A 24,038-nucleotide genomic window follows, 5' to 3' on the forward strand; every position below is an offset into this window, starting at 1 on the left:
TTAACATCCCTTCCACTGCGGCTTGCGCTTCTCGGCGAACGCACGGGGGCCTTCCTGGGCATCATCACTGTTGTAACAATATTCAGATGCGAAGCGGGCGGCTTCAAGTGAAGCTGAGCGCCCCATCTCGGTTGACAGCATAACGGTTTCCCGGGCGGCCTTCACCGACAGGGGGGCGCCATCCAGAATCTCAGCGGCCAATTCCAGCGCGGTATCCAACACCGCTGCAGGCTCTGCCAGACGATTCACCAGGCCGATCTCGTAGGCGCGTTGTGCGGTGATGGGCTTACCGGTGAGCAAAATTTCCATCATGATCCGTTGCGGAATCATATGGATCAGGGGGGCAGCCCAGGGCGAGCTTCGACCTACTTTTACCTCGGTCACAGCAAACCGGGCCTGGGTGCTGGCGACACACAGGTCACAGGCCTGCGCGATCATCCAGCCACCGGCAAAGGCAACGCCGTTGACAGCAGCAATGGTTGGCTTTGACAGTTCCACCGAATCATAAGGCACCGGGAACATATCCCTGGGGGGTACTTTAAGGCCTCGGTCCACCATTTCTTTTAAATCGCCACCAGCGCAAAAGGCTTTTTCCCCAGCGCCGGTGAGGATGGCGATCCGCAAACTGGTATCGTGTTCAAAACGATCCCAGGCTTCGAATAATCCCTGGCGTATTTCCTGACTTAAAGCATTGCGGGTTTCTGGTCGGTTCAAGGTAATGACGGCGATCCCGTCACTTCGGGTTTCAAACAATACGGCGTCGTTCATGGGGGTTCCTCAACCTTAATAGGATTTCGGCAAGCCCAGGGCTTTCTCTGCCAGAAAATTCAGAATCATGTGGGGGCTGACCGGGGCGGTTCTGGGAATCAGGATCTCACGCAGGTAGCGCTCCACGTGATACTCCTGCGCATACCCCATCCCCCCCAAAGTCAACATGGCGGTGTGACATGCTTCGAACCCGGCTTCTGCCGCCAGGTATTTGCCGGCATTTGCTTCGATGCCACAATCCAGGCCTTGATCGAATAGTGTGGCGGCCTTCATCACCATCAGGTTGGCCGCTTCCAACTGAGCCCAGCATTTTGCCAGTGGGTGCTGGATTCCCTGGTTCATCCCAATCGGTCGATCGAATACTACGCGCTCATTGGCATAGCGGGCGGCTTTATTCAATGCTGCCCGGCCCAGTCCAACGGCTTCTGCCGCCAGTAACACCCGCTCCGGATTCAAACCGTGCAGGATGATCTTGAATCCGTCTCCTTCGGCACCAATGCGGTCTTCTTCCGGTATCCAGAGATCGTTGATGAACAGCATGTTGGAATCCACGGCATGCCGACCCATCTTGTGGATGGTACGCACTTCCATTTTTTCCGGGTCGATGTCAGTGAAGAAGAGGGTGAGTCCGTCGGTTTTGCGTTTGACTTCTTCCAGCGGTGTGGTGCGGGCCAACAACATGACTTTTTTTGCCACCTTGGCAACCGAAATCCAGATTTTCTCACCATTCACCCGATACCCGCCGTCTTGCTTTACGGCGCGCGTTTTAAGTTTGGTGGTGTCCAGTCCGGTGTTGGGTTCCGTCACGGCAAAACAAATTAAGTCATCGCCATTGATCACCGGCGGCACCATACGCTGTTTTTGTTCCTCTGTACCGAACAGCTCTACAGGCTTCATGGTGAACACAGGTCCGTGGATGCTGGATGCGGCCGTCATACCGCCACCGGATTCCGCTACGGCCTGCATCATGATGGCGGCTTCGGTGATGCCCAGCCCAGACCCGCCCACGGATTCCGGCATGGCAATGCCCAGCCAGCCAGCCTTGGCCATGGTCTGGTGAAAATCATGGGGAAACACACCCTCCCGATCCCGCTCCAGCCAGTAATCGTCGCTGAATTCGCTGCACTGTTTGAGTACAGCGTCCCGAATTTTCTGTTGGTCATCGGTAAATGAAAAGTTCACGGTTCGATCCTCAATTGGCTTCTGCAGCAGGAATATTCAATCCGAGCTCTTCACGCACGGCATCGGTGTCAGCCCCAACAATGGGAGTGGGGGCGGCAATGGTGCCGGGACTCTTTGAGAACCAGGTGGGAACACCGGGATAGCGGATTTTTCCATAGGGCGATTCCACCTCCTGGAAGAATTCAACGGCATTCAAATGTGGGTTGTCGAACAGCTCATCAGGGGTACGCAGTGGCGCAGAAGGAATCCCCAATTCACGCAACAGGCTCAACCATTCGTCCGTGGTGCGCTCCTTGAACGTTTCCCCCAGCAGCCCATAGAGCCTGTTGATCTGCTTGGCCCGTTGTTCCAGGGTAGCGAACTCTTCGCTTTGCCAATGGGGCTTGACCGCATCCATGAACAGGCCCCATTGTTTGTCGTTGTACACCAGCGCAGATATATAACCGTCCTTGGTTTCATAAGGACGGCGATTCGGTGCCACCGCCCGATGATAATTGGCCGGGCCCAGCGGTGGATCAAACAACATGCCATTGGCGTGCTCCACCAGCATAAAGGAAGCCATAGCCTCGAACATTCCAATCTCCACTTCCTGGCCCTCGCCGGTACGCTCACGGTGATACAGTGCCATGACGGTAGCGTAAAGTGCCGTCATACCCGCGATTTTATCGGCCATGATGGTGCCCACATAGTTGGCGTCACCGGTCAGCATTTTTTGGACAATGGGAATCCCACACTCCGCCTGGATGGTATCATCGTAGGCCGGCAGGTCAGCATCCGGGCCCCGACGGCTGTAACCATAGCAGTTGGTGTAAATGATGTTAGGCTGCAACGCAGCGACCGCTTCGTAGCTGAATCCCAGCTTGTTGATGGCTTTGGCCCGCATGGAGTGAATAAAAACATCCGCCGTTTTGATCAGCTCGCGCACCACTTCCTTGTCCTCCTCCTTTCTCAGGTCGAGGACGACGCTGCGTTTGCCACGGTTAACATTGACAAAAACCCCACCCATGGCCGGAATGGGCCCCGGTGAAATAAAGCGGGTGCCATCCCCGCCAGGGGGTTCAATTTTTATCACTTCAGCGCCCATATCGGCCATCATTTGAGTGCAATAGGGCCCCATTACCATAGCGGTCAGATCGATTACCCGTACCCCGGCAAGGGGGCCGCTGCGTGTGGTTTTATTGTCGTTATTTTTCATGGTATCTACTTCGTCAATGCTCTATTTATTTCCATTTTTCATCGGCTCCGGTTGGCCGATACCCATGTACTGCGCCAAGTTGCGATGGAAGTTGGCGGTGCTCCGTTCCATGTAGGGGTTGGGGCGCGGACCGCTAAACCCGGCGGATTTCATGCCTTGCTGTACAGCCGCCATATTGGAGAAATCCTGGGACAATACGTAACACCAGTCCTCCTCTGTGGGAGGGCAGAACTCCCATTCGGTTTTGGGTTCCTGGCCGGCGGGAAACAGTTCGAATACCGCTGCTTCAAAAACACATTTATCCGGGTCATAACCGTAGGGACGGGCGCTGTAGCACAGTGCATTATTGACCGCATGGCCGATCTGGAAATTGGGGAACACCTGCCAGGCGGTACCACTTTTTGCCACATGGGCCGGGTCCACCACCGGCCACACCACACCGCGGGCTTCGTCCGCACGGCGGGCAGACTCAATCCAGTGTTTCAAGACCTGGTCGGCCGGGGTGCCTTCGGGTAATTCGTCCACCAGGCGTTGGGCGGCATCCACCAGCGTTTGTGTGGTGTTGGTATTGGCCTTTTCCCAGGTGTACTTCTGCATTTCGGCAGTGGAGATGCGGGGATCATTGTTGGTGCCCACCCGGAGCTTGGCGGATTGGTTTTCATCCATGTCTTTAGGGCGCTCGTAGCCGATATTACTGTGCTTGCCGTGCGCTTTGGCCCAGCCCCGGAAGGAACCGTAGGTGTTGAACTCCGGGTGAGTGGTTTGCACGTGGTAGGTCTCGTTGAAGGCTTCCAGGGCGACCTTCCAGTTGCAATCAAAAATGCCCCATTTGCGCCAACGGAAACGCATATTCTGCAGTTGGAACGGGTCCAGCATACTGGTCACCGGGTCCAGGTAGTCCTGCAGGGGTTCACAATTGGGGTCCAGGTTAATCCAGATCCATCCGCCCCAGGTGTCAACCCGTACCGGGCTCAGGTTTTTGCAATTGCCATCCAGGGCACCCTGCCAGTCATCCTGGTGGGGGATGTGGGTGTTTTGGCCGTTCAGATCAAAACGCCAGCCGTGGTAGCCACAAAAGAATTGGGTTTTCTGTCCCTGGGCGTTACGACTTTGAGCCGGAATATCAATGAGCCTTCGGCCGCGATGGGGGCACACGTTATGGAAGGCGCGGATCTCCCCCTCGGAGCGGGTGAGGATCACAGAATCATCCAGAATCTCGAATGTGATGAAGTTGCCGTTGTCAGGGATTTCTTCGACCCGGCCGGCCTGCAGCCAGACTTTGCGCCACAGCAAATCGCGTTCTTTAAGCGCGTAGTCCCGTGAGACGTAGGCGTCCACCGGGATAGTCACCGGTTCGGACAACATCTCTGTCATTGTTATTTTGTCGGTCATCGTCTGCTCCGTTTACTGGTTTGATTCCGGCCTGGCATGCAAACCGGACCAGATCCGCCACTGTTCAGCTTGTTTTCATATGTCCGGACATAAATACTGCCATATTCCAATATTCAAAACTATATATTACGCAGATCAGATTAATATTTGACACAGATGTACGGACAAATATAAGATTTCTGTTCGAAAAGTGAGGTGGTTGGGATACGATGAATAAAAGCACAGCCAAGGCAAAAGTGACGCTAGAGCGCGACCCCAAGCAGCCGTTGTACCTCCAGGTTGCCCACATACTGAAGAAGGAAGTGGTCGAAGGCATTTATCCGGTGGGTACGTTGCTGCCTACTGAAGATGAGCTCTGCAGACGGTTCGATGTAAGTCGTTATACCGTCAGGGAGGCCCTTCGGGTTCTGCGGGAGGAGGGGCTGGTGATGTCGCGGCGGGGTGCGGGTACCACAGTAGTGCCCTCGCGGACGCGGGATAACGACATTCACCAGGTCATGAGCGTCAACGATCTACTGGCGTTCGGGACGGATACGCATTTTGCCATTGAGTCCATCCAGATGGTGGTGCTGGATAAGAAACTGGCACAACGCGCCGGCCTGCCGGAAGGTTCAGAGTGGCTGCAGGTGCTGGGCTCAAGGCGAACGGAGGATGCGGACCAGCCGGTGGGCAAATCCGAATACTACATAAATCGCGGATTTGCTGCCGTGGGGCGTATTCTGATGCGGCATCAGGGCCCGATTTTCCCGTTGATCGAAGATATGTTTGGGCAAAGCGTCAGCGAGGTTCAGCAACAGATTTCAGCAACACTGATAAACAAGAAGTTGGCATCGGAACTCCATGTGGATGAGAATTCCGCCGCCCTGGAAATCCGGCGTACCTACAAGGTTTCCGATGGCGGTGTGCTGCAGGTAACCATCAATACCCACCCGGCGTCCCGCTACCGACACTCTATGACACTACAACGATTCAGATCTTAATGGCGTCAATCAATGACTAAAGCACTTTGGGAACCATCTTCCGCCAGAATTGAAAGCACGTTACTCAGTCGCTATATGCAGTTCATTAATCTCAAACTGGGTACAGAGTTTCGAGACTATGATGACCTTTGGCAATGGTCGGTTTCCGAGTTGGATACGTTTTGGGATTCGTTGTGGACATTCTTTGATGTAATCGGCCACCGTGAACAGGAGGTTGTGCGGAATCCGGGTGACCCGTTTAACTGTGAGTTTTTCCCGGGTGCCAAGCTGAACTATGCTGAACATCTGTTACGGTTCTCCAGGGGGGACAAGCCTGCCTTGATCTTCCATCATGAATCCGGGCGCCGCACCGCATTATCCTATGCTGATCTGTACGATCAGGTATCGGTACTGCAGCAGGCACTGGAGAGTATGGGTGTTAAGGAAGGTGACCGGGTTGCTGGGTTCCTGCCCAATCTTCCTCAGACCGCGGTGGCCATGCTGGCGACCACTTCTCTTGGAGCAGTCTGGTCATCCTGCTCTCCGGATTTTGGCCTTAACGGTTTGATGGATCGGTTCGGCCAGATAGAACCCAAAGTGTTGTTTACCGCAGACGGCTATACCTACAACGGTAAGACCTTCGATTCCCTGGATGTGGTGGCCGGTCTGGCGCATGAGATAGAAAGCATTCAGCACTGTGTGGTCATCCCATTTATATCGGAGCATCCGGACATCGATTTCCTGGGCGGAAAAGGTCATCACTATCAGGATCTGGCCGACTGTTATTCCCCCCGCGAACTCCAGTTTACCCGGGTAGATTTCAGAGCCCCCCTGTTTATACTGTTTTCTTCCGGAACCACGGGCCTGCCTAAATGCTTTGTACACTCCGTTGGTGGCACGCTGTTGCACCATCTGAAAGAACACCAATTGCAATGTGATATCCAACCGGGCGACCGCCTGCTGTATTTCACGACCTGTGGCTGGGCCATGTGGAACTGGCAGGTCAGTGCGCTCGCTTCCGGCGCCAGCCTGGTGTTATATGAAGGCTCGCCTTTCTATCCGGATGCCGATGCGCTGCCGGCTATTGTCGCTGCCGAGGCCGTGACCCACTTCGGCACCTCAGCCAAGTATCTGGATGCCTGCAACAAGAAAGGCCTGACGCCCAAGGCCAATCATGATTTCAGTGAACTACGCACAATGTTTTCCACCGGATCACCATTGTCGAAAGAGGGGTTTCAGTACGTTTACGATTCCTGGAAAAGTGATCTGTGCCTCTCTTCAATTTCCGGCGGCACCGACATCATCGGTTGTTTTGTTGGTGGCAACCCTATAGGTCCGGTCTATGCCGGGCAATCCCAGAAGCGCCACCTGGGTATGGATGTGCAGGTATTCGATGAGAACGGGCAACCCGTTCAGGGGGTAGCGGGAGAACTGGTATGCCTGTCACCGCACCCGGCCATGCCCATTGGGTTCCTCAATGATCCGGACCGGCAACGTTATTTCAATGAATATTTCGCAAAATACGAACATGCCTGGTGCCACAGCGATTGGGTGGAATTGACGCCAGAGCAGGGGATGATTTTTTTCGGCCGTTCCGATGCAACCTTGAACCCCGGTGGCGTCCGTATTGGAACGTCCGAGATCTACCGGCAGGTTGAAAATATCGATGAGGTATTGGAGTCGGTGGTCATAGGGCAGGATTGGGATAACGATGTTCGGGTCATTCTGTTTGTGGTATTGAAACCCGATGTCAGTTTGACGGAGGAGCTGGAACGGCGTATCCGTGCCGAAATTCGCTCCAATGCCACACCCCGTCACGTACCCGCGAAAATCATTGCGGTAGCGGACATACCCCGCACACACTCCGGCAAGATCACAGAACTGGCAGTGCGTAACGTGGTTCACGGACGACCGGTAAAAAACGTTGAATCCCTGGCGAATCCGGACTCGCTCCGGTACTTTAAGGATCTTGAAGTTCTGCAGGTATAGACCATGTCCGCCATCCACATAATCGATAACAACAAACCAGTTTTGGTAACTGGGGCCAGTGGCTTTGTTGGCAGTCACATTGCTAGACAGTTGACCGAGCAAGGTCGCAGGGTTCGGGTACTGCTGAGAAAAACCAGCAGCCAGCAGGCGTTACAGGGCTTACCGGTGGACATCGTTTATGGGGATGTTCTGGATCCAGCATCCCTGGTAAGCGCCATGCAGGGCTGCGAAACGGTGTTCCACAGTGTCGTGGACCCCCGCTTCTGGTTAACCGACCCGACACCCATTTATCGCAATAATGTGGACGGTTTGGTTCACTCCATGGAGGCAGCTCTGGACTGTGGTGTGGCACGCTTTGTGTTTACCAGCACCATGGGTACCTTGGGTATCAATCCACACGGACCGGTGACTGAAGATATCCCGTTTAACTGGCATGATAAGGCACCGGCTTATATATTGGCGCGCCTGAAAGCAGAAGAAACATTCCTGGATTATTGCCGCACCCGACAACTGCCTGGGGTTGCCCTGTGTGTTGCCAATACCTATGGGCCACAGGACTACCAGCCCACGCCCCATGGCAACATGCTGTGGGAGGTTGCCAGCGGTAAGGTTCGGTTCGCCATCAATGCGGGCGCCCCTACTGTGGACATCCGCGATGTGGCTGCGGCGGCTTTATTGGCCGAACAGCACGGTCGGGTAGGGCAGCGTTATATCATCGCCAATGAATTCATCAGTAACCGGGATTTCTACAACCTGGCAGCACAGGCCGGCGGTCAAAAGCCCATTCGGATCATTCCCCGCTCATTGGCTTATAGCCTGGCCTGGTGTATTGAACGCGTGTTGAAATTATTGAACAAAAAAGACTATCTTGTCAGCACTGACGCCGTGTATCTGTCCAACGTGTTTCAGCGCATGGACCACTCGCTGGCCAAAACAGATTTACATTGGAACCCACGCCCAATTGCGGAAACCGTCAGGGACGCCGTCGCCTGGTATGCGGAGAACCCGCCACGACATGGATGAACAGGTAACGACACGGATTAAAAAAAATGCCCAACTGGAGGAGGATCATTGACCTCCAGTGGGCGAGAGGGAAAAACCGTTAAACGAGACCGGCTAGCCTCGATTGGATAATATCCTTTGCATCAGACACGATGCGTTTCATCAACACCTCTACCGTAGGGATGTCATTGATCAGGCCCTGTACCTGGCCCGCCCAGATCAGACCCGCGTCGAGGTCTCCGGTTTCCAGGGCTTTGCGACCGTCTGCCCCTTTCACCAGATGATGAATGTTCTCGAACTTGGCGTCAGGATCTTTGAGAATCTCTACTACCTGGTCCGAAACGCTGTTCTTGCTGACGCGACCAGTGTTGCGCAGTGAGCGGAAAATCAGGTTGGTTGCGCGCTCATCGTTGTCCACTAGAAACTGTTTTACGCGCTCATGAATCGGTGCTTCTACCGTGGCACAAAAGCGTGTGCCCATATTGATTCCTTCGGCTCCCAGCGCCAGCGCTGCCACCAGGCCGCGGCCGTCACCGAAACCGCCGGATGCCAGCATGGGAATCTTCACTTTATCCGCGGCAGCGGGTATCAGAATCAAGCCGGGAATGTCATCTTCACCGGGGTGCCCGGCGCATTCAAAGCCATCAATCGAGATAGCGTCAACCCCCATACGCTCAGCAGACAATGCGTGGCGCACGGCTGTGCATTTATGGATGACAATGACTCCGTTGGCTTTGAAATCCTCAACGTGCTCCCTGGGATTGTGACCAGCGGTTTCCACAATTTTGACACCGCTTTCAATAATGGCCTTACGGTATTCCGCGTAAGGGGGCGGGGTAACTGAAGGGAGAATGGTGAGGTTGACGCCGAACGGCTTGTCCGTCATGGATCGGCAACGGTCGATCTCTTTGCGCAAATCATCCGGCGAGGGCTGGGTCAACGCGGTCAATATACCGAGGCCACCGGCATTGGATACTGCAGCGGCCAGCTCGGCGCGTCCCACCCACATCATGCCCCCCTGTACAATGGGGTATTCAATGCCTAACAGTTCAGTAATCCGGGTCTTGAGCGTCATTTTTTTGTTCCAAATTCGGTTTCAGTTCTGGTTTGGATTTAAATTGATTGCCATGGGGTTTGCCAGCATCAACGGGGTTGCATACGAATGGCACCATCCAATCGAATAACCTCACCATTCAACATTGAGTTGCCAATGATGCTTTGTACCATATTTGCGTACTCTTCAGGTTGGCCCAAACGGCTGGGAAACGGAACTTGTTTGCCTAATGCATCCTGCACGTTCTGTGGCATACCGGCCATCATCGGGGTGTAGAAAATCCCGGGTGCAATCGCCATCACGCGGATACCGTACTGGGCCAGATCCCGAGCGATGGGAAGATTCATCCCAACCACACCGCCCTTTGATGCGGAATAGGCGGCCTGACCCATTTGCCCCTCGAACGCTGCCACACTGGCAGTGTTAACAATCACGCCACGCTCTTCGCCAATGGGTTCTGCGGCGGCGAGTCGTGATGCAAAGTGCGTGATCACCGTGAAAGTACCAATGAGGTTGATCTCAATAGTTTTACGAAACTGGGCCAATGGATGAGGGCGGTTCTCTTTGCCCACGGTTTTGGCCCCGGTGGCGATGCCGGCACAGTTCACCAAAATGCGTGCCACACCATGGTTGGCTTCAGCCGTCGCAAGTGCCTGCGCTACATTCTCTTCGTTGGTCACATCCACTTTGATAAAGTCGCCGCCGATTTTGTCAGCGTGCGCTGCACCGGCTTCCTCATTCATATCAAATATCGTGACCTTGGCTCCGCACTGGGCCAGCATTTCAGCGGTGGCCGCTCCCAAGCCTGATGCGCCGCCGGTAACGATGGCGGCTAAACCGTTAATGTCCTTCATGTTTGTTCCTCTTCATACGAGTTTCCGGTTACAGCAATTCGAGCGCCATGGCTGTTGCTTCACCGCCCCCTAAGCAGATCCCTGCCACGCCGCGCTTCAATCCCCGTTGCTTCAAGGCAGCCAGCAGGGTTGCGATGATCCGCGCACCAGAGGCGCCTATAGGGTGTCCCAACGCACAGGCGCCGCCGTTCACATTGATGCGCTCGTGAGGAATATCCAGTTCTTTCATGGCGATCATGGCCACCACAGCGAAGGCTTCATTAACCTCAAACAAATCCACGTCCTGCACGCTCCAACCGGCCTGGCTCAAAACGTTACGCATAGCAGGCACGGGCGCACTGGGGAAGTCACCGGGCTCATGGGCGTGACATCCCGTGGCTACCACTTTGGCGCAGACGGTCATGCCCAGCCGCTCTGCCACGCTGGCACGGGTCAACACCAGGGCTGCCGCGCCATCAGAAATGGACGAGGAATTAGCCGCGGTGACGGTTCCATCTTTGGCAAACGCCGGTTTCAGAGTTGGGATTTTGTCAGCTTTCGCTTTCCCGGGTTGCTCGTCAATGGACACCCAGTGGGACCCCGCACGGGTGGTGACCTCCACCGGCACAATTTCGTCCTCAAACAAGCCTTCTGCTATGGCACGTTGTGCCCGCGCCAGACCTTCCAGGGCATAGGCATCCTGGTCATCCCGGGTGAAGCCGAATTTGCGTGCGTTGTTTTCCGCGAACACGCCCATCAGTGTGCCTTCCTCGTAGGCGTCTTCCAGGCCATCGAGGTACATGGCGTCTTTCATGGTGTCATGGCCAATGCGGCTGCCGGCACGGTGCTTATGCAACAGGTAAGGCGCATTGGTCATGGATTCCATACCTCCGGCCACCACCACATCGGCGGTTCCAGCCAGCAATGACTCCGTGGCCATAATAGCGGCCTGCATACCGGAACCACACATTTTATTGACCGTGGTAGCCTGCACGGAGCGGGGCAGCCCGGCACCCAGCGCAGCCTGGCGGGCGGGGGCCTGGCCCAATCCCGCCGGCAACACACAACCCATGTAAATGCGATCAATGGCCTCACCAGCGATGCCGGCGCGCTCCACCGCCGCCCTGACGGCCGCTGCGCCCAGCTCTGTGGATTTGACGGTGGCAAAACTTCCCAGCAAACCGCCCATGGGTGTACGGGCGTAAGAGGCAATCACGACGGGATCAGTCGACATAGCAGAACTCCTTTGAAACGGTAAATAACAACAGGTTTACAGGGAACGGGCGATGACCATTCGCTGTATATCCGAGGTGCCCTCATAGATCTGGCACACCCTCACATCACGATAGATTTTGGCCAGCCCGAACTCCTCCAGATAACCGTATCCGCCGAGGGTCTGAATGGCACCGGAGCACACGGCTTCCGCGGTTTCCGAGGCCACCAGCTTCGCCATGGAGGCCTCTTTCAGGCAGGGGGTGCCGGTGTCTTTTATGCTGGCCGCGTGCAACACCAGTTGCCGGGCAGCCTCCAGTCGGGCCGCCAGATCCGCCAGTCGAAACCCAACGGCCTGGTGATCGATGATGGGCTTACCCATGGAATTACGATCTTTCGCATAAGCCACGGCAATGTCCAGAGCGGCCTGGGCCATTCCTATACATTGCGAGGCAATGCCGATGCGTCCGAACTCCAGGTTTGACAATGCAATACGGTAGCCCTGGCCTTCAGCCCCCAATACCAGATCCGGTTCCAGCACCAAATTCTCAAAGCGCAGGGCACAGGTATCCGACGCACCCTGCCCGAGCTTGTGTTCTACCTTATCAACAAAATATCCGGGGCGATCTGTTGGGACCAGAAATCCGGTGATGCCTTTTTTGCCTGCCGCCGGGTCAGTCACCGCAAACACGATGGCGAGGCCGGCAATTTTGCCGGAAGTGATGAATTGCTTGGCCCCATTAAGAACATAGTTCTCGCCCTCTTTAGTAGCTCGGGTGCGGATGGCAGAGGCATCCGAACCGGCGTCGGTTTCGGTGAGCGCGAAGGCCCCAATTTTACGTCCGCCGATCAGATCCGGCAGGAACCGTTGCCGCTGCGGGTCTGTTCCATCTTTTAACAGTGCGGAGACGATCAGACTGTTCTGGATCGACAGGATGGTGGAGAGGGCTCCGTCAGCGGCGGCGATTTCCATCAGCGCCAGGGCATAGGAAACATAATCCGCACCCGCGCCGCCGAACGCTTCCGGAGCGGTCATACCCATCAACCCCAGGCCGGCCAGCTCCTCGAACAGTTCAGGTGGGTAGCCGCCATTCGCCTCAAACTGAAAGCTCTGGGGGCGAAGTCTGTTTTGGGAAAAATCCCGTACGGCATCGGCAATGGCCTGCTGGGTGCTTGTCAGTATCATAGCTACCTTGTTCTGTTTGTTTTTAGCGATTTAGCCGAAAATGACTGCGATTGGGCGCAATGTGCCATTTAATGCTATTGTATAGGACAACAATGTTGTTTATTATGCCCTTTAATGGAGCGACGGTTCAACCGTCTTTTGCAGTTATACCCGCAATCAGGCCTGCAGTGATCCCGGTGCAAAGCGGGAAAAGCGTGTGGGCCAAGACAGGCCCGGGGTCGCATTGAACGCTTGGTCAACACCATTCGGGGTTGGTTTGTACTGAGTAAATGCGCCATAGGGGTAAAAACAGAGATCCGTAAGAGGGCGCCATAAATGAGTTCCGTCATCGCGTAAGCAACGGGGTTCGTGGCAAAGACGACAACAAGCAGAGCAGACCATCTGCATTCAACTCGGTGAAATGTAGTGTGCTGCGTGTTACAATTTAAGGCTTAAATTGCCAACTGGATACACTTTAGCGATTGCAAATTTTTGATATTTCAACTTTCTGACATTGGATCCTGATATGCCACAAACCAAACCCCGAGAGCGCCGTAAACGAGACCCGGAAGGAACACGCATTGCCATCCTGGACGCGGCTCAGACCATTCTGGCGGAAGACGGCGCCGAAGCTCTCAGCGTTTCCCGGGTCGCCAATCTGGCGGGCGTCAACCGGGGCACGGCTTACCAGCACTTCCTGGCCAAAGAGGATTTGATCGAAGCCACCATGTCGCGGGTGAGCCATCAGTTATTGGAGGCGGTGTTCGAAGAAAAGGAAGGCAGCGTCTATCCCATTGAAGATGAGTTGGAGCCGGATCTTCAGCATCTTCCGGATATGATCAAGCGCATGGCCGGCTTTACCATGCGAATGGCGTTGTACACGGTGGATAACCCGGATATCAGTCGGATCTGGCTGTTCGATCTGCTGTCCAAAAAGGACCCCAAGGAAGACGTGTTCTACAAGCGTTTTTTGCAAGCCATCGAGCGCCTGGCCGCCAGTGACGTAAGTGCACCGGACATCGATGTTGAAGCGCTCGCCGTGCTGATGTTGTCGGGCTTCTTCTTGTGGCCGGTGTGGGTGGATTCCCATGCCAAGTCAAAAAAGATGCGCAAACAGATGGCACAGCGTTTTGGCAACGAAGTTTTGCGGCTCACGCTCAACGGCTTCCTTGCTGTGAAATCCCCAACGCCCCTGTAACAGCAGACATCGCCCAGCCCATGGGTTGGCCATGGGGTTCGATCAGGCATTTGTTACCAGGGCCCTGGATACAACAACAAAACAAATGTTAATCGTCACCCCTGGAGTTAACCCATGAGTTCAGATAGTTCCGCGTGGAGCCGCTACCCTGGCTACCGGATTGATCTTGTTCCCTCTCATTCCCTTGGCAAAGTCACCCGCAATGGTGTCACCTTGGCCCAAAGTAAGGCCTGCTTGCTGGTGCAGGAATCCGATCACGATGCACGCCTGTATTTCCCCGAGGCTGATGTGTTATGGGAGCACTTCTCCGCCAGCGATCATCAGACCCATTGCCCGTTCAAAGGGGACGCCAGTTATTGGTCGTTAGCGGTTGCGGACGACACCGTTGATAACGTCATCTGGACCTATCGGGATCCGCTGCCGCAGGTGGCGGGATTGAGCGGGTATGTGTCGTTTGATACGGAGCAACTACAGGTGGAGCTGATACAAAACTGGTCCGGCGAACCAGAGCATGCTGTCAGCACCCGTTTCCCCATCTGGGGTGATGCCCAAGATCTACTGTCTCTGCTGGATGTACAGCCTGTGTCGGATAAGTGTGCGTCCGATAGCTGTCCATCCGACACCGGCTCACCCCAAGCTTGTTATCGTAGCCAGCCTTACCCAAATCCACCCATCGGCACCTTCATTGAATCCCTGAAAGAGAAACGTCGGCGCAGCGTGGTCGAAGGTGGGCACCAGCTCAGCCAGGCGATCGTTGCTGCCTCCAAAACCATTCCAGAGCAACGGGTCACCTCCGCCTCCATGATTTTCAGCAAGGCCGCAAGCTTCGAAGAGCCTTTGGATGTAAAAGTCGACGTGCTGCGGCGTGGCCGTAGTTTTTCAACAGTGGAAGTCAAAACCCTGCAGCAGGATCAGATGCGCTCCACGGGTTTACTGCTTATGGATGCTTCGCCGGGGGATCGTATCAAGCAGGCCATCGCTATGCCAGAGGTCGCAGGACCGGACGCGGCAATGCCCCTGGATATGAAAGTGACTGGCCGCGAGATCCGTATTGTGGATGGGGCTTACACCAATGATCTTGATCATGTCGGCCCGCCGGAGTTATACGCCTGGATACGATTTCGCGACGCGCCCAAGGAGCAGTACCTGAACGCAGCCCTGATGACCCAGGCCACCACCCATTGGACCATCGCAGCAGCGCTAAGGCCGCACCCCGGTCTCAGCCAGGCCCTGGCCCATGTATCGTTGTCCACAGGCCCGTTGAAGGCGGATATTTCGTTTCATGACGATGTGGACGTCAGTGAATGGATGTTGTACGTGAATGACGTGGTCTATTCCGGAAAGGGGCAGGCCCAAAGCCAAGGGAAAATATTCGCCATCGATGGTCGCCTGCTGGCCTCATTTGCCATTCACACCATGATCCGGGATTTCGCCGGCGGAGGCGGGAAGGGGCACAACGCCATGTAAGCATGAGCGTCGCTGTTTAGAAATTGAATTGCACATCACCAAACACGGAGCGGGGCAGACCAACGAAGTAACGGTCCCCCGCAAACCCGCTGTAGTCCGCTCTCTCTGCATAGTATTCATCTGTCAGGTTGGTCGCACGCAGGCCCACTCCAATGGAGTCGCTGATTTGGTGCGCCAACCGTAAGTGCAGAAGATTATGCCCATCGTAACGGTGCAGATTCTCCAGGTCGGTATAATACTGACCCATCGAAACCCATTGCAGCTCCACCCGGGTGGCCGAACCAGGTTCCCAATTCAACTGCACTGAACCCATGCGTCTGGGGGCAGACACCATATCCTTGCCATCGGTATGCAACAGCTCGCTGCTCCCCGGTGCCGTCACATCATTGGTGTATTGATGCCGAACCAAGGCACCACCGGCGGTCAGTTCCCATGCGTCGGCAAAATTCCAGAAAAACTGATATTCGATACCGTAATGACGGGTTTCGCCGTTATCCAGGTTTTCCCGCTGGGAGGACTGAAAAATGACGTTGGACTTTTCCATGTAATAGGCCACCACATCGTAACTGACGTCACCTACTGTACCTTTGAACGCCAGCTCAGCACTGTCGACCTGTTCTGAATCCAGATTGGCGATCAGTTGCCCGGACTGTAATCGGTAAAGTTCGGTGGCCTGGGGTGGCCTGAATCCCTGTGTCAGGCGGCCTGAGGTAATGAACGCATCACTCAGATGATAAACCGCTCCCAGGTTGACGGAAATATTCTCAAAGTCATCCTTTCTGTCTTCCGGGCGGGTATAGCGGCAGCCGGTTGCTCCTGAGCCAACGTTGACACAGGGCGCGCCATTTTCATCGGTGTTGCCGCTTACCATTCGGTTGTCGTAGTCGTAGGCAAGGGTTTCATAGCGACCGCCAGCGGTGAAACTCAGCCGCTCGGTTGCCTGGTAATCCACCGTCATAAATGCAGCCACCATGCGGGCATCCACCTGGTAATCATACTGCTTGCCCGCCGGTATGGACCAATTGAAATCCTCCCCCTGGGTTTGCTTCAGGTAGGCATCGGTCAGTTCCAGGTCGATGCCTTGGGTCAAGGTCAACTCAGAAGACAAGGGTAAACGGTAGCTGGATTGCAATCCTGCACTACGCTGTCCATTTTCTTCGGTAGGTTGTCCCGGCAGAAAATGCATCAGGAACGCCATGTCAGAGTAACGGGCATAGGGTGTGATCACCAGTGTACGGTCATCTGAAAACGACCGTTCAAAATGGGTCTGCCAACGCACTGCCTGACTGTCCCTGTAGGCTTCCGGATTGGGGTTGGTGGTGCGCAGGTCTTCGTCTTTATAGGCATCAGTTCCTACTACGTAGCCTGCGGTCTCCTGGTTTAGATTGCTGCCGCTGAGCAGCGTCTTGCTGAACCAGTTTGCGCCATGATAATCGAAGCGGGCGGTAAATTTCTGTTGGTCGTAACCGGAGTCATCCTGGTAACCCCCATCGGATGCACCGTTGACACTGACCCGATATCCCAAGCGGCCACTGCTATCCGACGTGGTGAATTTCACACGCCCATAGTCGTAGGGGCCGGCTTCCAACGCCACCGATGATTCCGAACTTTGCGCGGGCGCCAGGCTAATGACATTGATTACGCCATGCACCGCATCCGAATGATGAAAGGAGGTTCCCGGCCCTCTCAACACTTCCACTCTACCGGCTTGTTCTGAATTGAGATCAAACAGCTGGTTCACATTGCAGAAACCGATGGGGCGCACAGACACACCATCCTCTGCGGCGTAGAACGAACCGCAGCTGCCGGCACCGGTCAACACGGGGGAGCGAATGGCAGTGAGGTGTTCCTGCCCATTACCGCGGGTGATCCACACACCCGGCACCCGGTTGAGCAATTCAGTGATGTGAACCGCAGAAACCAATTCGATCTCGTCCTCAGTCACCACACTCAGACTGCTGCTCTGCACCGCAATGGGTTCTTCAATACGATTGGCGGTAACCGTGATGGTATCCAATGGGGCCAGATCAGAAACGGTGGGCTCTGCTGCGAGTAACGTCTGGCCTGGTGACAAGCCGGAACAGATGAGAGCGAGTGAAACAGGAAAATGTCGGTGCAAGCAAAGGGTGTTTTTTGATTTCATTCTTATTCTGGTTTCTATGACTGCTTTGATCTCCATCATACAGCAATCGCAGGCAAATTTACTCTATTGAATTGTGTCACCATGGAGTAAACAATGTAAACTGATGGTCCGATCTAAAGCGTTAATGCAAACCTGTACCGGGGGAGTTGAATCAGCATGTTAACCGAAGATATCCGTATCGAAGTTGCCGGGGTCGAATTGGCTGCAAAGCAGTGGGGAAGTGCCGACAAACCTGCAATTATCGCCCTGCATGGCTGGCTGGATAACGCCGCCAGCTATGACCGGTTGGCACCGTACCTTGCAGATTACCGGGTAATCGCACTGGATTTTGCCGGTCATGGCTACAGCGGTTACCGGCCCAACGGAGTGCGTTACCATATGTTGGACAACGTGGATGATGTGATTGGCTTGGCGGATGCACTGGGTCTCGAGCAGTTTATGCTGATGGGCCACTCCATGGGTGCCGGAATCGCCACTTATACCGCCGCCAGCTTCCGTGACCGAATCACCAAACTGGTCTTGATCGAAGGTATAGGTACTATGGTTACACCACCGTTGGAGGCCCCCAAAGTACTGAGGACATCAGTGGATGAAATGAAGCGGGCCGGGGCCAAACGCAAACCCATTTATGAAGCACGTGAAGAAGCCATCGAGGCCCGGGCCCAGGCCATCGGTGGCATCAGTGTCGATGCTTCAACGATCTTATGCAGCCGTGGTCTGGAACACGTGGAAAACGGCTTTACCTGGCGCTCCGATTCCCGTCTGACGATGTCTTCCATATTTCGCATGACAGAGGAACTGGTGGAGGCATTTCTGGTAGCGTTGGATATGCCGGTATTGTTGCTTCGTGGTGAACAGAGCTTTGTGGCTCGTACCAATACCTTGCAGGAGCGGGCCAGTCATGTAGCGGATTGCCGGGTTGTCAGTCTTCCCGGCAATCATCATCTGCATCTGGAAGCAGAGAGTTACCAAGCCGTGGGCGACGCTATAAAATCGTTTCTGGCGCCTTAGTCTTTCTTACCGAACACAGGCTTGCGCTTTTCAATTAACGCCTGCACACCCTCACGATGGTCAGCGGAGTTGGCGCTTAGGGCTTCATACGCCAACCCGGTGTCCATCAAGGCATGCACAATGCGCTTCAATTCCAGATTGATCAACACTTTGGTCCAGCGAATGGCCTTGGTAGCACCGTTTAGCAGGCGATTGCACAGGGCCTCCACTGCAGCATCCAGTTCCTGGGCGGGAATACTGTAATTGATCAGGCCGATCTCGGCGGCACGGGGTGCTGTCAACAATTCACCGGTTAACAGGAACTCCTTGGCGCGCCCAAAGCCGATTCGCTGGGGCCAAATGGCGGCACCACCGTCACCCGCTACCAGGCCTAACGCAACATGAGGATCACCGATCTTTGCCGTATCCACCGCAAAGATGATGTCACACATCAAGGCCAGGGTGGCCCCCAGGCCCACCGCATGTCCATTCAGTCGACAGATAAGTGGCTTTTCCAGGTCGAGCATGGAAAACACAATACGTTTTGCCAGTTGTGCTTCGTATTCAAACTGCTCCGGGTTAGCAGCATTACCGGCAATGTGGTCCAGATCACCGCCGGCGGAAAAGGCACGTTCAGCCCCGGTCAGCACCACCACATCAGAGCCTGGATCCGCAGCAGCAAAAGTAAACACTTCCGACAGTTCCTGCAGCATCTTCAGGTTCACGGCGTTCAACAGTTCCGGCCGATTCAGGGTGATAGTCAGCAGGCGGGCCGACCGCTCAAGAAGCAGATATTGATACTCCGGCGGTGCAATTTGTTCGCTCATAAGAATACTCTTGTTCGGTTCCACTACGATTTCAGTTAAAGCACAATGCTGCAACGGCCTTTGCCTGGCCAGCCCGGCCGTCCAGTTCCGAGAGCAGTGCTTTCAAGCGGTAGCTCCACAGATGTAATGGAAATTCAAGGGTCATGCCCATGGCACCCATGAATTGATGAAGATCATACACCACCCGGGTCGCGCTTTCCTGCGCGTGCAGTGCCGCCAGTGCAGCATCGCCGGCGTCTTCCGACCAGGCGGCTTTCAAGGCCAGCAGGCGTACTCCGCGGGCAAGTACCGTAGATTCAGCCATGCGGTGTTGAACTGCCTGGAAGCTGCCCAGGGGGCGACCGAATTGCTTACGCACACTCAAGTGCTCAATGACGGTATCCAATGCGGCCTGCAGCAGGCCAGCGGCTTCCGCCGCCAAGGCAACCCGTAACCACTTGTGAACATTGGCTGCGTCGGCTGCCGACAGGGGAGTGTAAACCGCACTGCTTTTCAAACGCCCCATAGGATACCCATACAGGGAATCCATGCTCTCGACCAAATCAGGGGACGCCCGGGTAATACCAACCTGATTGCCATCCAGAATGATCAGGGTACCTGCCTGCGCCACAAAACGACCGGGGCGACCGTGCTCAATCACCGCAAAAGGTCGAGGCCAGTCGCCTTCCAGTTGCGCAGACAGCAGCATGGAGAGAGCAGCTTCAACGGTATAGGGCAGCCGTGCCAGGCGCTCTACCATAGCGGCAGCCGCGACCGGGCCCAGCTCCGGAATCTGGGCCGCTTCAAAGAATCCGCCCTGTTCCAATTCCTGTTCCAAGGTATCACTGGTCAGGCAGAATCCACGGAAGTCCGTTGGTGGGCTTAAGTAGCGGGAAACCAGTTTGTCCAGGGCGCTGCTTAGCGTGATTTGATCCGAATTCAATGCAAAATCCATCAGCGGGGCTCCCTGGGCAACTGCAATAATTGGGTGGCAATCAGATTCAACTGGATTTCAGCGGCACCGGATGCGATGCCGGCGACAATCCCCCGTTGGTGGTGGGCTAACAACAATGGATCGCCGCTGGCCAGCGTCTCCGGCAGATGCTCAACCACAAATTCCGCCACCAGACGTTCGCAATTGACGGTGGCAACCCGCGCCACGCTGGCTTCCGCCCCGGCCGTAATGCCTTTTTGTCGTTGATCGATAATTTCATAGCTGAACAGGCGCGTGGCCTCACAGGCAGCCTTCGCCCGAGCCGCTTGTTCAGCAGCACCAGAGTGAAAGCGATCCCGTTGTTTGAGAAAATCCACTGCCCGCTGCAACATTCTGGATGCCAGGGCAAAGCGGGGGATACCCACACGCTCCAGCGATAATGCGGTGCGCACGATATCCCAGGCCTGACCTTCCTCGCCCAACATGGCCGTCGCCGGTACCATGACATTTTCGAAAAATACTTCGTGGATGTCCCCTTCACCGATCAGGCTGGGGATTTCCACAACAATGATGCCCGGCGTGTCCATGGGCAGCAGAAATATGGAGATGCCTTTCTTGCCGGAACCCGTTCTGGCCAGCAGAAAACAGGTCTCCGCTTCCCCCGCATAGGAGGTCCAGATTTTCTGGCCGTTAATGCAATAGTGGTCGCCTTGTTTTTCGGCTTTCGTTCGCAGGGACGCCAGGTCTGATCCGGCTTCAGGCTCGGAAAAGCCCTGGCACCAGATGGTCTCGCCCTGTGCCATCGGCGGGATATAACGTTGTTGCTGAGCTTCTGTACCAAAGCGCATCAACGTGGGACCAATCCAGTTTACATTCATGTACTGGCCGCCACGAGGCTCACCGGCCGCCCACATTTCTTCCGCCAAAATGAAAGAGGACCAGGCATCCGCTTCCCGTCCGCCCCATTGCCGGGGCCAATGGGGCACCAGTAGTCCGGCATCCGCTAGGCGGGCGCAGAACTGCTTGGAAAACTCGCTTTGCGAGGCTGAACCGGGCCCGTGAGCAATGCTTTCCCAATTGTCTGGCAGGTTTTGCGCCAGAAAATCACGCACCGTAGCGCGAAATTCTGTCTGTTGTTGATTCCAGGAAAATTCCATTCTACATCAATCCTGTTCCAGGCTATTTGGCGCGGCTGCGGGGCAGGCCAAGCGCCCGTTCCGCGATCATGCTGCGATGAATTTCACTGGTTCCGCCATAAATGGTGGTGCCCTGGGCGTGCCGATAACACAGATTCAATTCCCCGGCAGGCCCTTCGCGATTCGCCAATGAGTAGGGCGCCGTGAGATCCAGTAAATCGGCTGCGTCTTCCAGGAATTTTTCCGAGGAGAACATCTTGGCCATCGGCCCATATCCCAGATTGGGCAGCTTCTCCACCGCTGACCACAGGGAGCGGCGTGCGATCATTTCGGTGAGGTAGAAATGCGCCATGGATTTGGCCAACCGTTTGAGGGCATGGGGATCTTCAATCAACGGCCGTCCGCCATAGGTGATGTCACGGCAGAGTTCAGCAGCCGCATCCACCATTGCCCGTTGGTGTCCGGCAAAACTGCCACCACCGTGTTCCAGCTCCAGGCCGGCGGCCATGACTTTCAAACCGGCGTCCACATCACCCAGGCGATAGCTGTCCGGGATCTTCACCCCTTCGTAATAGGTGATATTGGTACGCTCTTCCTGGAAGGTGTATACCGGTTGCACTTCCACGCCCGGCGCATCCAGCGGCACGACAAACATGGTGAGACCTTTGTGCTTGGCCACTTCGGTGTTGGTGCGGGTCAGCATCAATACATATTGTGCGATATTGGCCCCGCTGGTGAACATCTTTGAACCGTCGATGCGCCAGCCATCTCCATCACGGGTGGCTCGGGTTTTAGCCGCGAACACATCAGAACCGGCATGGGGTTCGGAGTAACCCAGGCTGCAGATCACGTCGCCGCTGACGATTTTACTCAGCACATCCCGCTTCAATTCATCACTGCCAAAACGGCGGATCATGGTTCCCACCATGGAGGTGGTTCCCACCGCATGATGGCTCCAGCCGTGCTTCTCCCAAATATGGGAAAGTGCGCTCATGGAATAGGGAGGTGCTGCACGACCGCCCCATTCAACCGGCCAGTCCGGGAACAACAGCTTGGCTTCCGCCAGCTTTTTGTGTACCCCGGCATCAAATCCGTCAAACGAATAGTGGGCTTTGGCTTTCAATTCAGGGGTCAGTGTTTTGGTGAAAAAGTCGTCCAGCTCTGCCGCCATCTGGTGGGCCTGCTCACCCAGGTCAAAATCAATGGACACTTCACCCACATCCGGTAACTCCGCGGTCTCTCCGGCATACAGCCGACGACCACCTTCTTCCAACAGACGTTCCGGATCACCCAGAATCAACGACCAGTCTTTAGCGCGCAGGTTGTACAAATAAATATCGTACTCCGTGGTCAGGCCATAGCCCCCAAACACGTGCAAGGCGTGCAGCACGGCTTTACCGGCAGTCCTGGCGCTCCACCAGGCCGCTAATGAAACCTGGGCGGCGGCGTCTGATTCGCCGTGGGCGATGTCGTGAATGGCCTTCCAGATGAAATACTTGCCGCCATCAATATCCGTAATGCGGTCGGCCAATGGGTGTGACAGCGCCTGATAGGTACCAATGGGTTGCCCAAAGGCTTCCCGCTCACAGGCATAGGCGGATGCCAACTGCACCGCCTCGCGGGATAAGCCCGACAGTGCTGCAGCCACCAATAATTTCCATTCTTCAATGGCCTGGTTGAACAATGTAATGCCGTGGCCGTCTTCTGCCAGTGGCGTCTTGGGCGCGGCCGCCAGATTGAGCTCAGCAATGGGGGTTGATGCCAGATTGTCTTCTTCCCGAGCGTCGATACCGGCCACGTCCACCAGCACCACCATATCCCCCTGGCGGGCAATTACGTAATGGGCCACCGCGCCGCCGGCCACCCATTGCACCGGTGCCTCAGCCAGGTCGTGATAGGCAAGTGTAATCACGGCCTGACCCTGCACCGACTTATCCAGCACAGCGCCATTGGCTTCCGTGCCCAACAGCGCCAACAGCCGGGTTGCCACCAGGGTTTCCGCAATCGGACCAGAAGCCAGGGTTCTGCCGACTTCTTCCATCAAAACCACAGCGTCCAGTACACCCAGTCCCAGGCCGCCGGCTTCTTCCGGCACCCGCATTGAGAACGCACCCATCTCGGCCAGGCCTTGCCACAGCGCCGGATCAAAACCTTTGGGCTGCGCTGCGCGGACTCTCTGCATGCTGCTTTCTTCCGTGAGAAAGCGCGCAAAGTTTTCGCGCATCATTCGCTGATCATCTGAGAGGTGTAAATTCATGTAGGACAACTCCGTAATCTGATTTTGGAGGAGCGGCCTGTAATGAAGTTAAGCCGACATGCTCGCTTGCGGTGTCCGGCTGGCCCAAAACAGGAGCGCCCTTATTTTTATCTTTATATCCCTATTAAAGAGATCGCCATGATTGCTGGTGCCTGATTGCTGGTGAAGTTGATCACGTGACACAGCAGAATGTGTTCGATGCCTCAAAGAGCTTGCCCTAATCTTTTTTTGTGATGCTATATTGCTGATTCCATGAAGGAAATTTTCGCATCAGGCGCCATCACTTAGCACGTTTGGCAGGGCGGGCAGGTACTCATTTTTAACCTGAACTATGCTAGCACCCAACACATTTATTG

General features: G+C 55.3%; 19 protein-coding genes. 6 read left to right on the forward strand and 13 right to left on the reverse strand.

Translation table 11 applies throughout. From position 1 onward, the window contains the following. Genes D9N14_RS09895 through D9N14_RS09910 form a run of 4 tightly spaced genes read right to left on the reverse strand, consistent with a single transcriptional unit; the run spans nucleotide 1 to nucleotide 4,537 of the window. Nucleotides 1-768: an enoyl-CoA hydratase/isomerase family protein gene (locus D9N14_RS09895; protein WP_290579212.1), complete on the reverse strand. Its 768-nt coding sequence runs from the start codon at nucleotides 766-768 to the stop codon at nucleotides 1-3. Between the two features lie 15 nt (nucleotides 769-783). Next, complete coding sequence (locus tag D9N14_RS09900; protein WP_290579213.1) at nucleotides 784-1,950, reverse strand: acyl-CoA dehydrogenase family protein; 1,167 nt, start codon at nucleotides 1,948-1,950, stop codon at nucleotides 784-786. A gap of 10 nt (nucleotides 1,951-1,960) precedes the next feature. Beyond that, nucleotides 1,961-3,145, reverse strand: coding sequence for a CaiB/BaiF CoA transferase family protein (locus D9N14_RS09905; RefSeq protein WP_290579214.1), 1,185 nt, complete (start codon nucleotides 3,143-3,145; stop codon nucleotides 1,961-1,963). A gap of 21 nt (nucleotides 3,146-3,166) precedes the next feature. Then, nucleotides 3,167-4,537, reverse strand: coding sequence for an aromatic ring-hydroxylating oxygenase subunit alpha (locus D9N14_RS09910; protein WP_290579215.1), 1,371 nt, complete (start codon nucleotides 4,535-4,537; stop codon nucleotides 3,167-3,169). A gap of 209 nt (nucleotides 4,538-4,746) precedes the next feature. On the opposite strand from D9N14_RS09910, the gene D9N14_RS09915 reads away from it, so the two are divergent. The 3 genes from D9N14_RS09915 to D9N14_RS09925 are packed head-to-tail and all read left to right on the forward strand — an operon-like array spanning nucleotide 4,747 to nucleotide 8,508. Then, nucleotides 4,747-5,517, forward strand: coding sequence for a GntR family transcriptional regulator (locus tag D9N14_RS09915; RefSeq protein ID WP_290579216.1), 771 nt, complete (start codon nucleotides 4,747-4,749; stop codon nucleotides 5,515-5,517). 12 nt (nucleotides 5,518-5,529) lie between these two features. Next, on the forward strand, nucleotides 5,530-7,485 hold the full coding sequence (locus D9N14_RS09920) for an acetoacetate--CoA ligase (protein WP_290579217.1): 1,956 nt from the start codon (nucleotides 5,530-5,532) through the stop codon (nucleotides 7,483-7,485). A 3-nt stretch (nucleotides 7,486-7,488) separates the two neighbouring features. Further along, entirely contained in the window at nucleotides 7,489-8,508 is a 1,020-nt protein-coding gene (locus D9N14_RS09925; RefSeq protein WP_290579218.1) for an NAD-dependent epimerase/dehydratase family protein, read from the forward strand. Between the two features lie 79 nt (nucleotides 8,509-8,587). Here the strand turns inward: D9N14_RS09925 and D9N14_RS09930 are convergent, their stop codons facing one another. The 4 genes from D9N14_RS09930 to D9N14_RS09945 form a co-directional block, all read right to left on the reverse strand. Next, nucleotides 8,588-9,562 carry an NAD(P)H-dependent flavin oxidoreductase gene (locus D9N14_RS09930; RefSeq protein ID WP_290579219.1) on the reverse strand — a complete coding sequence of 325 codons (975 nt, stop codon included), beginning with the start codon at nucleotides 9,560-9,562 and terminating at the stop codon, nucleotides 8,588-8,590. A gap of 68 nt (nucleotides 9,563-9,630) precedes the next feature. Next, nucleotides 9,631-10,395, reverse strand: a complete 765-nt coding sequence (locus tag D9N14_RS09935; RefSeq protein WP_290579220.1) for a 3-hydroxyacyl-CoA dehydrogenase — start codon at nucleotides 10,393-10,395, stop codon at nucleotides 9,631-9,633. 28 nt (nucleotides 10,396-10,423) lie between these two features. After that, complete coding sequence (locus D9N14_RS09940; RefSeq protein WP_290579221.1) at nucleotides 10,424-11,608, reverse strand: acetyl-CoA C-acyltransferase; 1,185 nt, start codon at nucleotides 11,606-11,608, stop codon at nucleotides 10,424-10,426. A gap of 36 nt (nucleotides 11,609-11,644) precedes the next feature. Next, nucleotides 11,645-12,772, reverse strand: a complete 1,128-nt coding sequence (locus tag D9N14_RS09945) for an acyl-CoA dehydrogenase family protein (RefSeq protein ID WP_290579222.1) — start codon at nucleotides 12,770-12,772, stop codon at nucleotides 11,645-11,647. Nucleotides 12,773-13,277: 505 nt separating this feature from the next. Here D9N14_RS09945 and D9N14_RS09950 point away from each other — a divergent pair. Further along, nucleotides 13,278-13,949 carry a TetR/AcrR family transcriptional regulator gene (locus tag D9N14_RS09950; protein WP_290579223.1) on the forward strand — a complete coding sequence of 224 codons (672 nt, stop codon included), beginning with the start codon at nucleotides 13,278-13,280 and terminating at the stop codon, nucleotides 13,947-13,949. A gap of 114 nt (nucleotides 13,950-14,063) precedes the next feature. Then, nucleotides 14,064-15,416 carry a DUF427 domain-containing protein gene (locus D9N14_RS09955; RefSeq protein WP_290579224.1) on the forward strand — a complete coding sequence of 451 codons (1,353 nt, stop codon included), beginning with the start codon at nucleotides 14,064-14,066 and terminating at the stop codon, nucleotides 15,414-15,416. A 16-nt stretch (nucleotides 15,417-15,432) separates the two neighbouring features. On the opposite strand, the gene D9N14_RS09960 is transcribed toward D9N14_RS09955, so the two are convergent. Next, nucleotides 15,433-17,490 (reverse strand): TonB-dependent receptor, encoded by a 2,058-nt coding sequence (locus tag D9N14_RS09960; RefSeq protein ID WP_290579225.1) that lies wholly within the window; start codon nucleotides 17,488-17,490, stop codon nucleotides 15,433-15,435. Between the two features lie 225 nt (nucleotides 17,491-17,715). On the opposite strand from D9N14_RS09960, the gene D9N14_RS09965 reads away from it, so the two are divergent. Beyond that, nucleotides 17,716-18,570: an alpha/beta fold hydrolase gene (locus D9N14_RS09965; RefSeq protein ID WP_290579226.1), complete on the forward strand. Its 855-nt coding sequence runs from the start codon at nucleotides 17,716-17,718 to the stop codon at nucleotides 18,568-18,570. Here D9N14_RS09965 and D9N14_RS09970 read toward each other — a convergent pair. From D9N14_RS09970 to D9N14_RS09985, 4 genes are read right to left on the reverse strand one after another with little or no spacing between them, the layout of a single operon-like run. After that, on the reverse strand, nucleotides 18,567-19,376 hold the full coding sequence (locus D9N14_RS09970) for an enoyl-CoA hydratase/isomerase family protein (RefSeq protein ID WP_290579227.1): 810 nt from the start codon (nucleotides 19,374-19,376) through the stop codon (nucleotides 18,567-18,569). The genes D9N14_RS09965 and D9N14_RS09970 overlap by 4 nt on opposite strands. A gap of 31 nt (nucleotides 19,377-19,407) precedes the next feature. Next, the gene (locus D9N14_RS09975) at nucleotides 19,408-20,310 is read right to left on the reverse strand and encodes an acyl-CoA dehydrogenase family protein (protein ID WP_290579228.1); all 903 of its coding nucleotides are present in this window, start codon (nucleotides 20,308-20,310) and stop codon (nucleotides 19,408-19,410) included. Further along, complete coding sequence (locus tag D9N14_RS09980) at nucleotides 20,310-21,446, reverse strand: acyl-CoA dehydrogenase family protein (RefSeq protein ID WP_290579229.1); 1,137 nt, start codon at nucleotides 21,444-21,446, stop codon at nucleotides 20,310-20,312. The genes D9N14_RS09975 and D9N14_RS09980 overlap by 1 nt, the downstream gene beginning before the upstream one ends. A gap of 22 nt (nucleotides 21,447-21,468) precedes the next feature. Next, nucleotides 21,469-23,682, reverse strand: coding sequence for an acyl-CoA dehydrogenase family protein (locus D9N14_RS09985; protein ID WP_290579230.1), 2,214 nt, complete (start codon nucleotides 23,680-23,682; stop codon nucleotides 21,469-21,471). Between the last annotated feature and the right edge of the window lie 356 nt (nucleotides 23,683-24,038).

Origin of the sequence: Ketobacter sp. (genome assembly GCF_003671495.1) — a bacterium.
In the GTDB taxonomy this organism is placed as follows: Bacteria; Pseudomonadota; Gammaproteobacteria; order Pseudomonadales; family Ketobacteraceae; genus Ketobacter.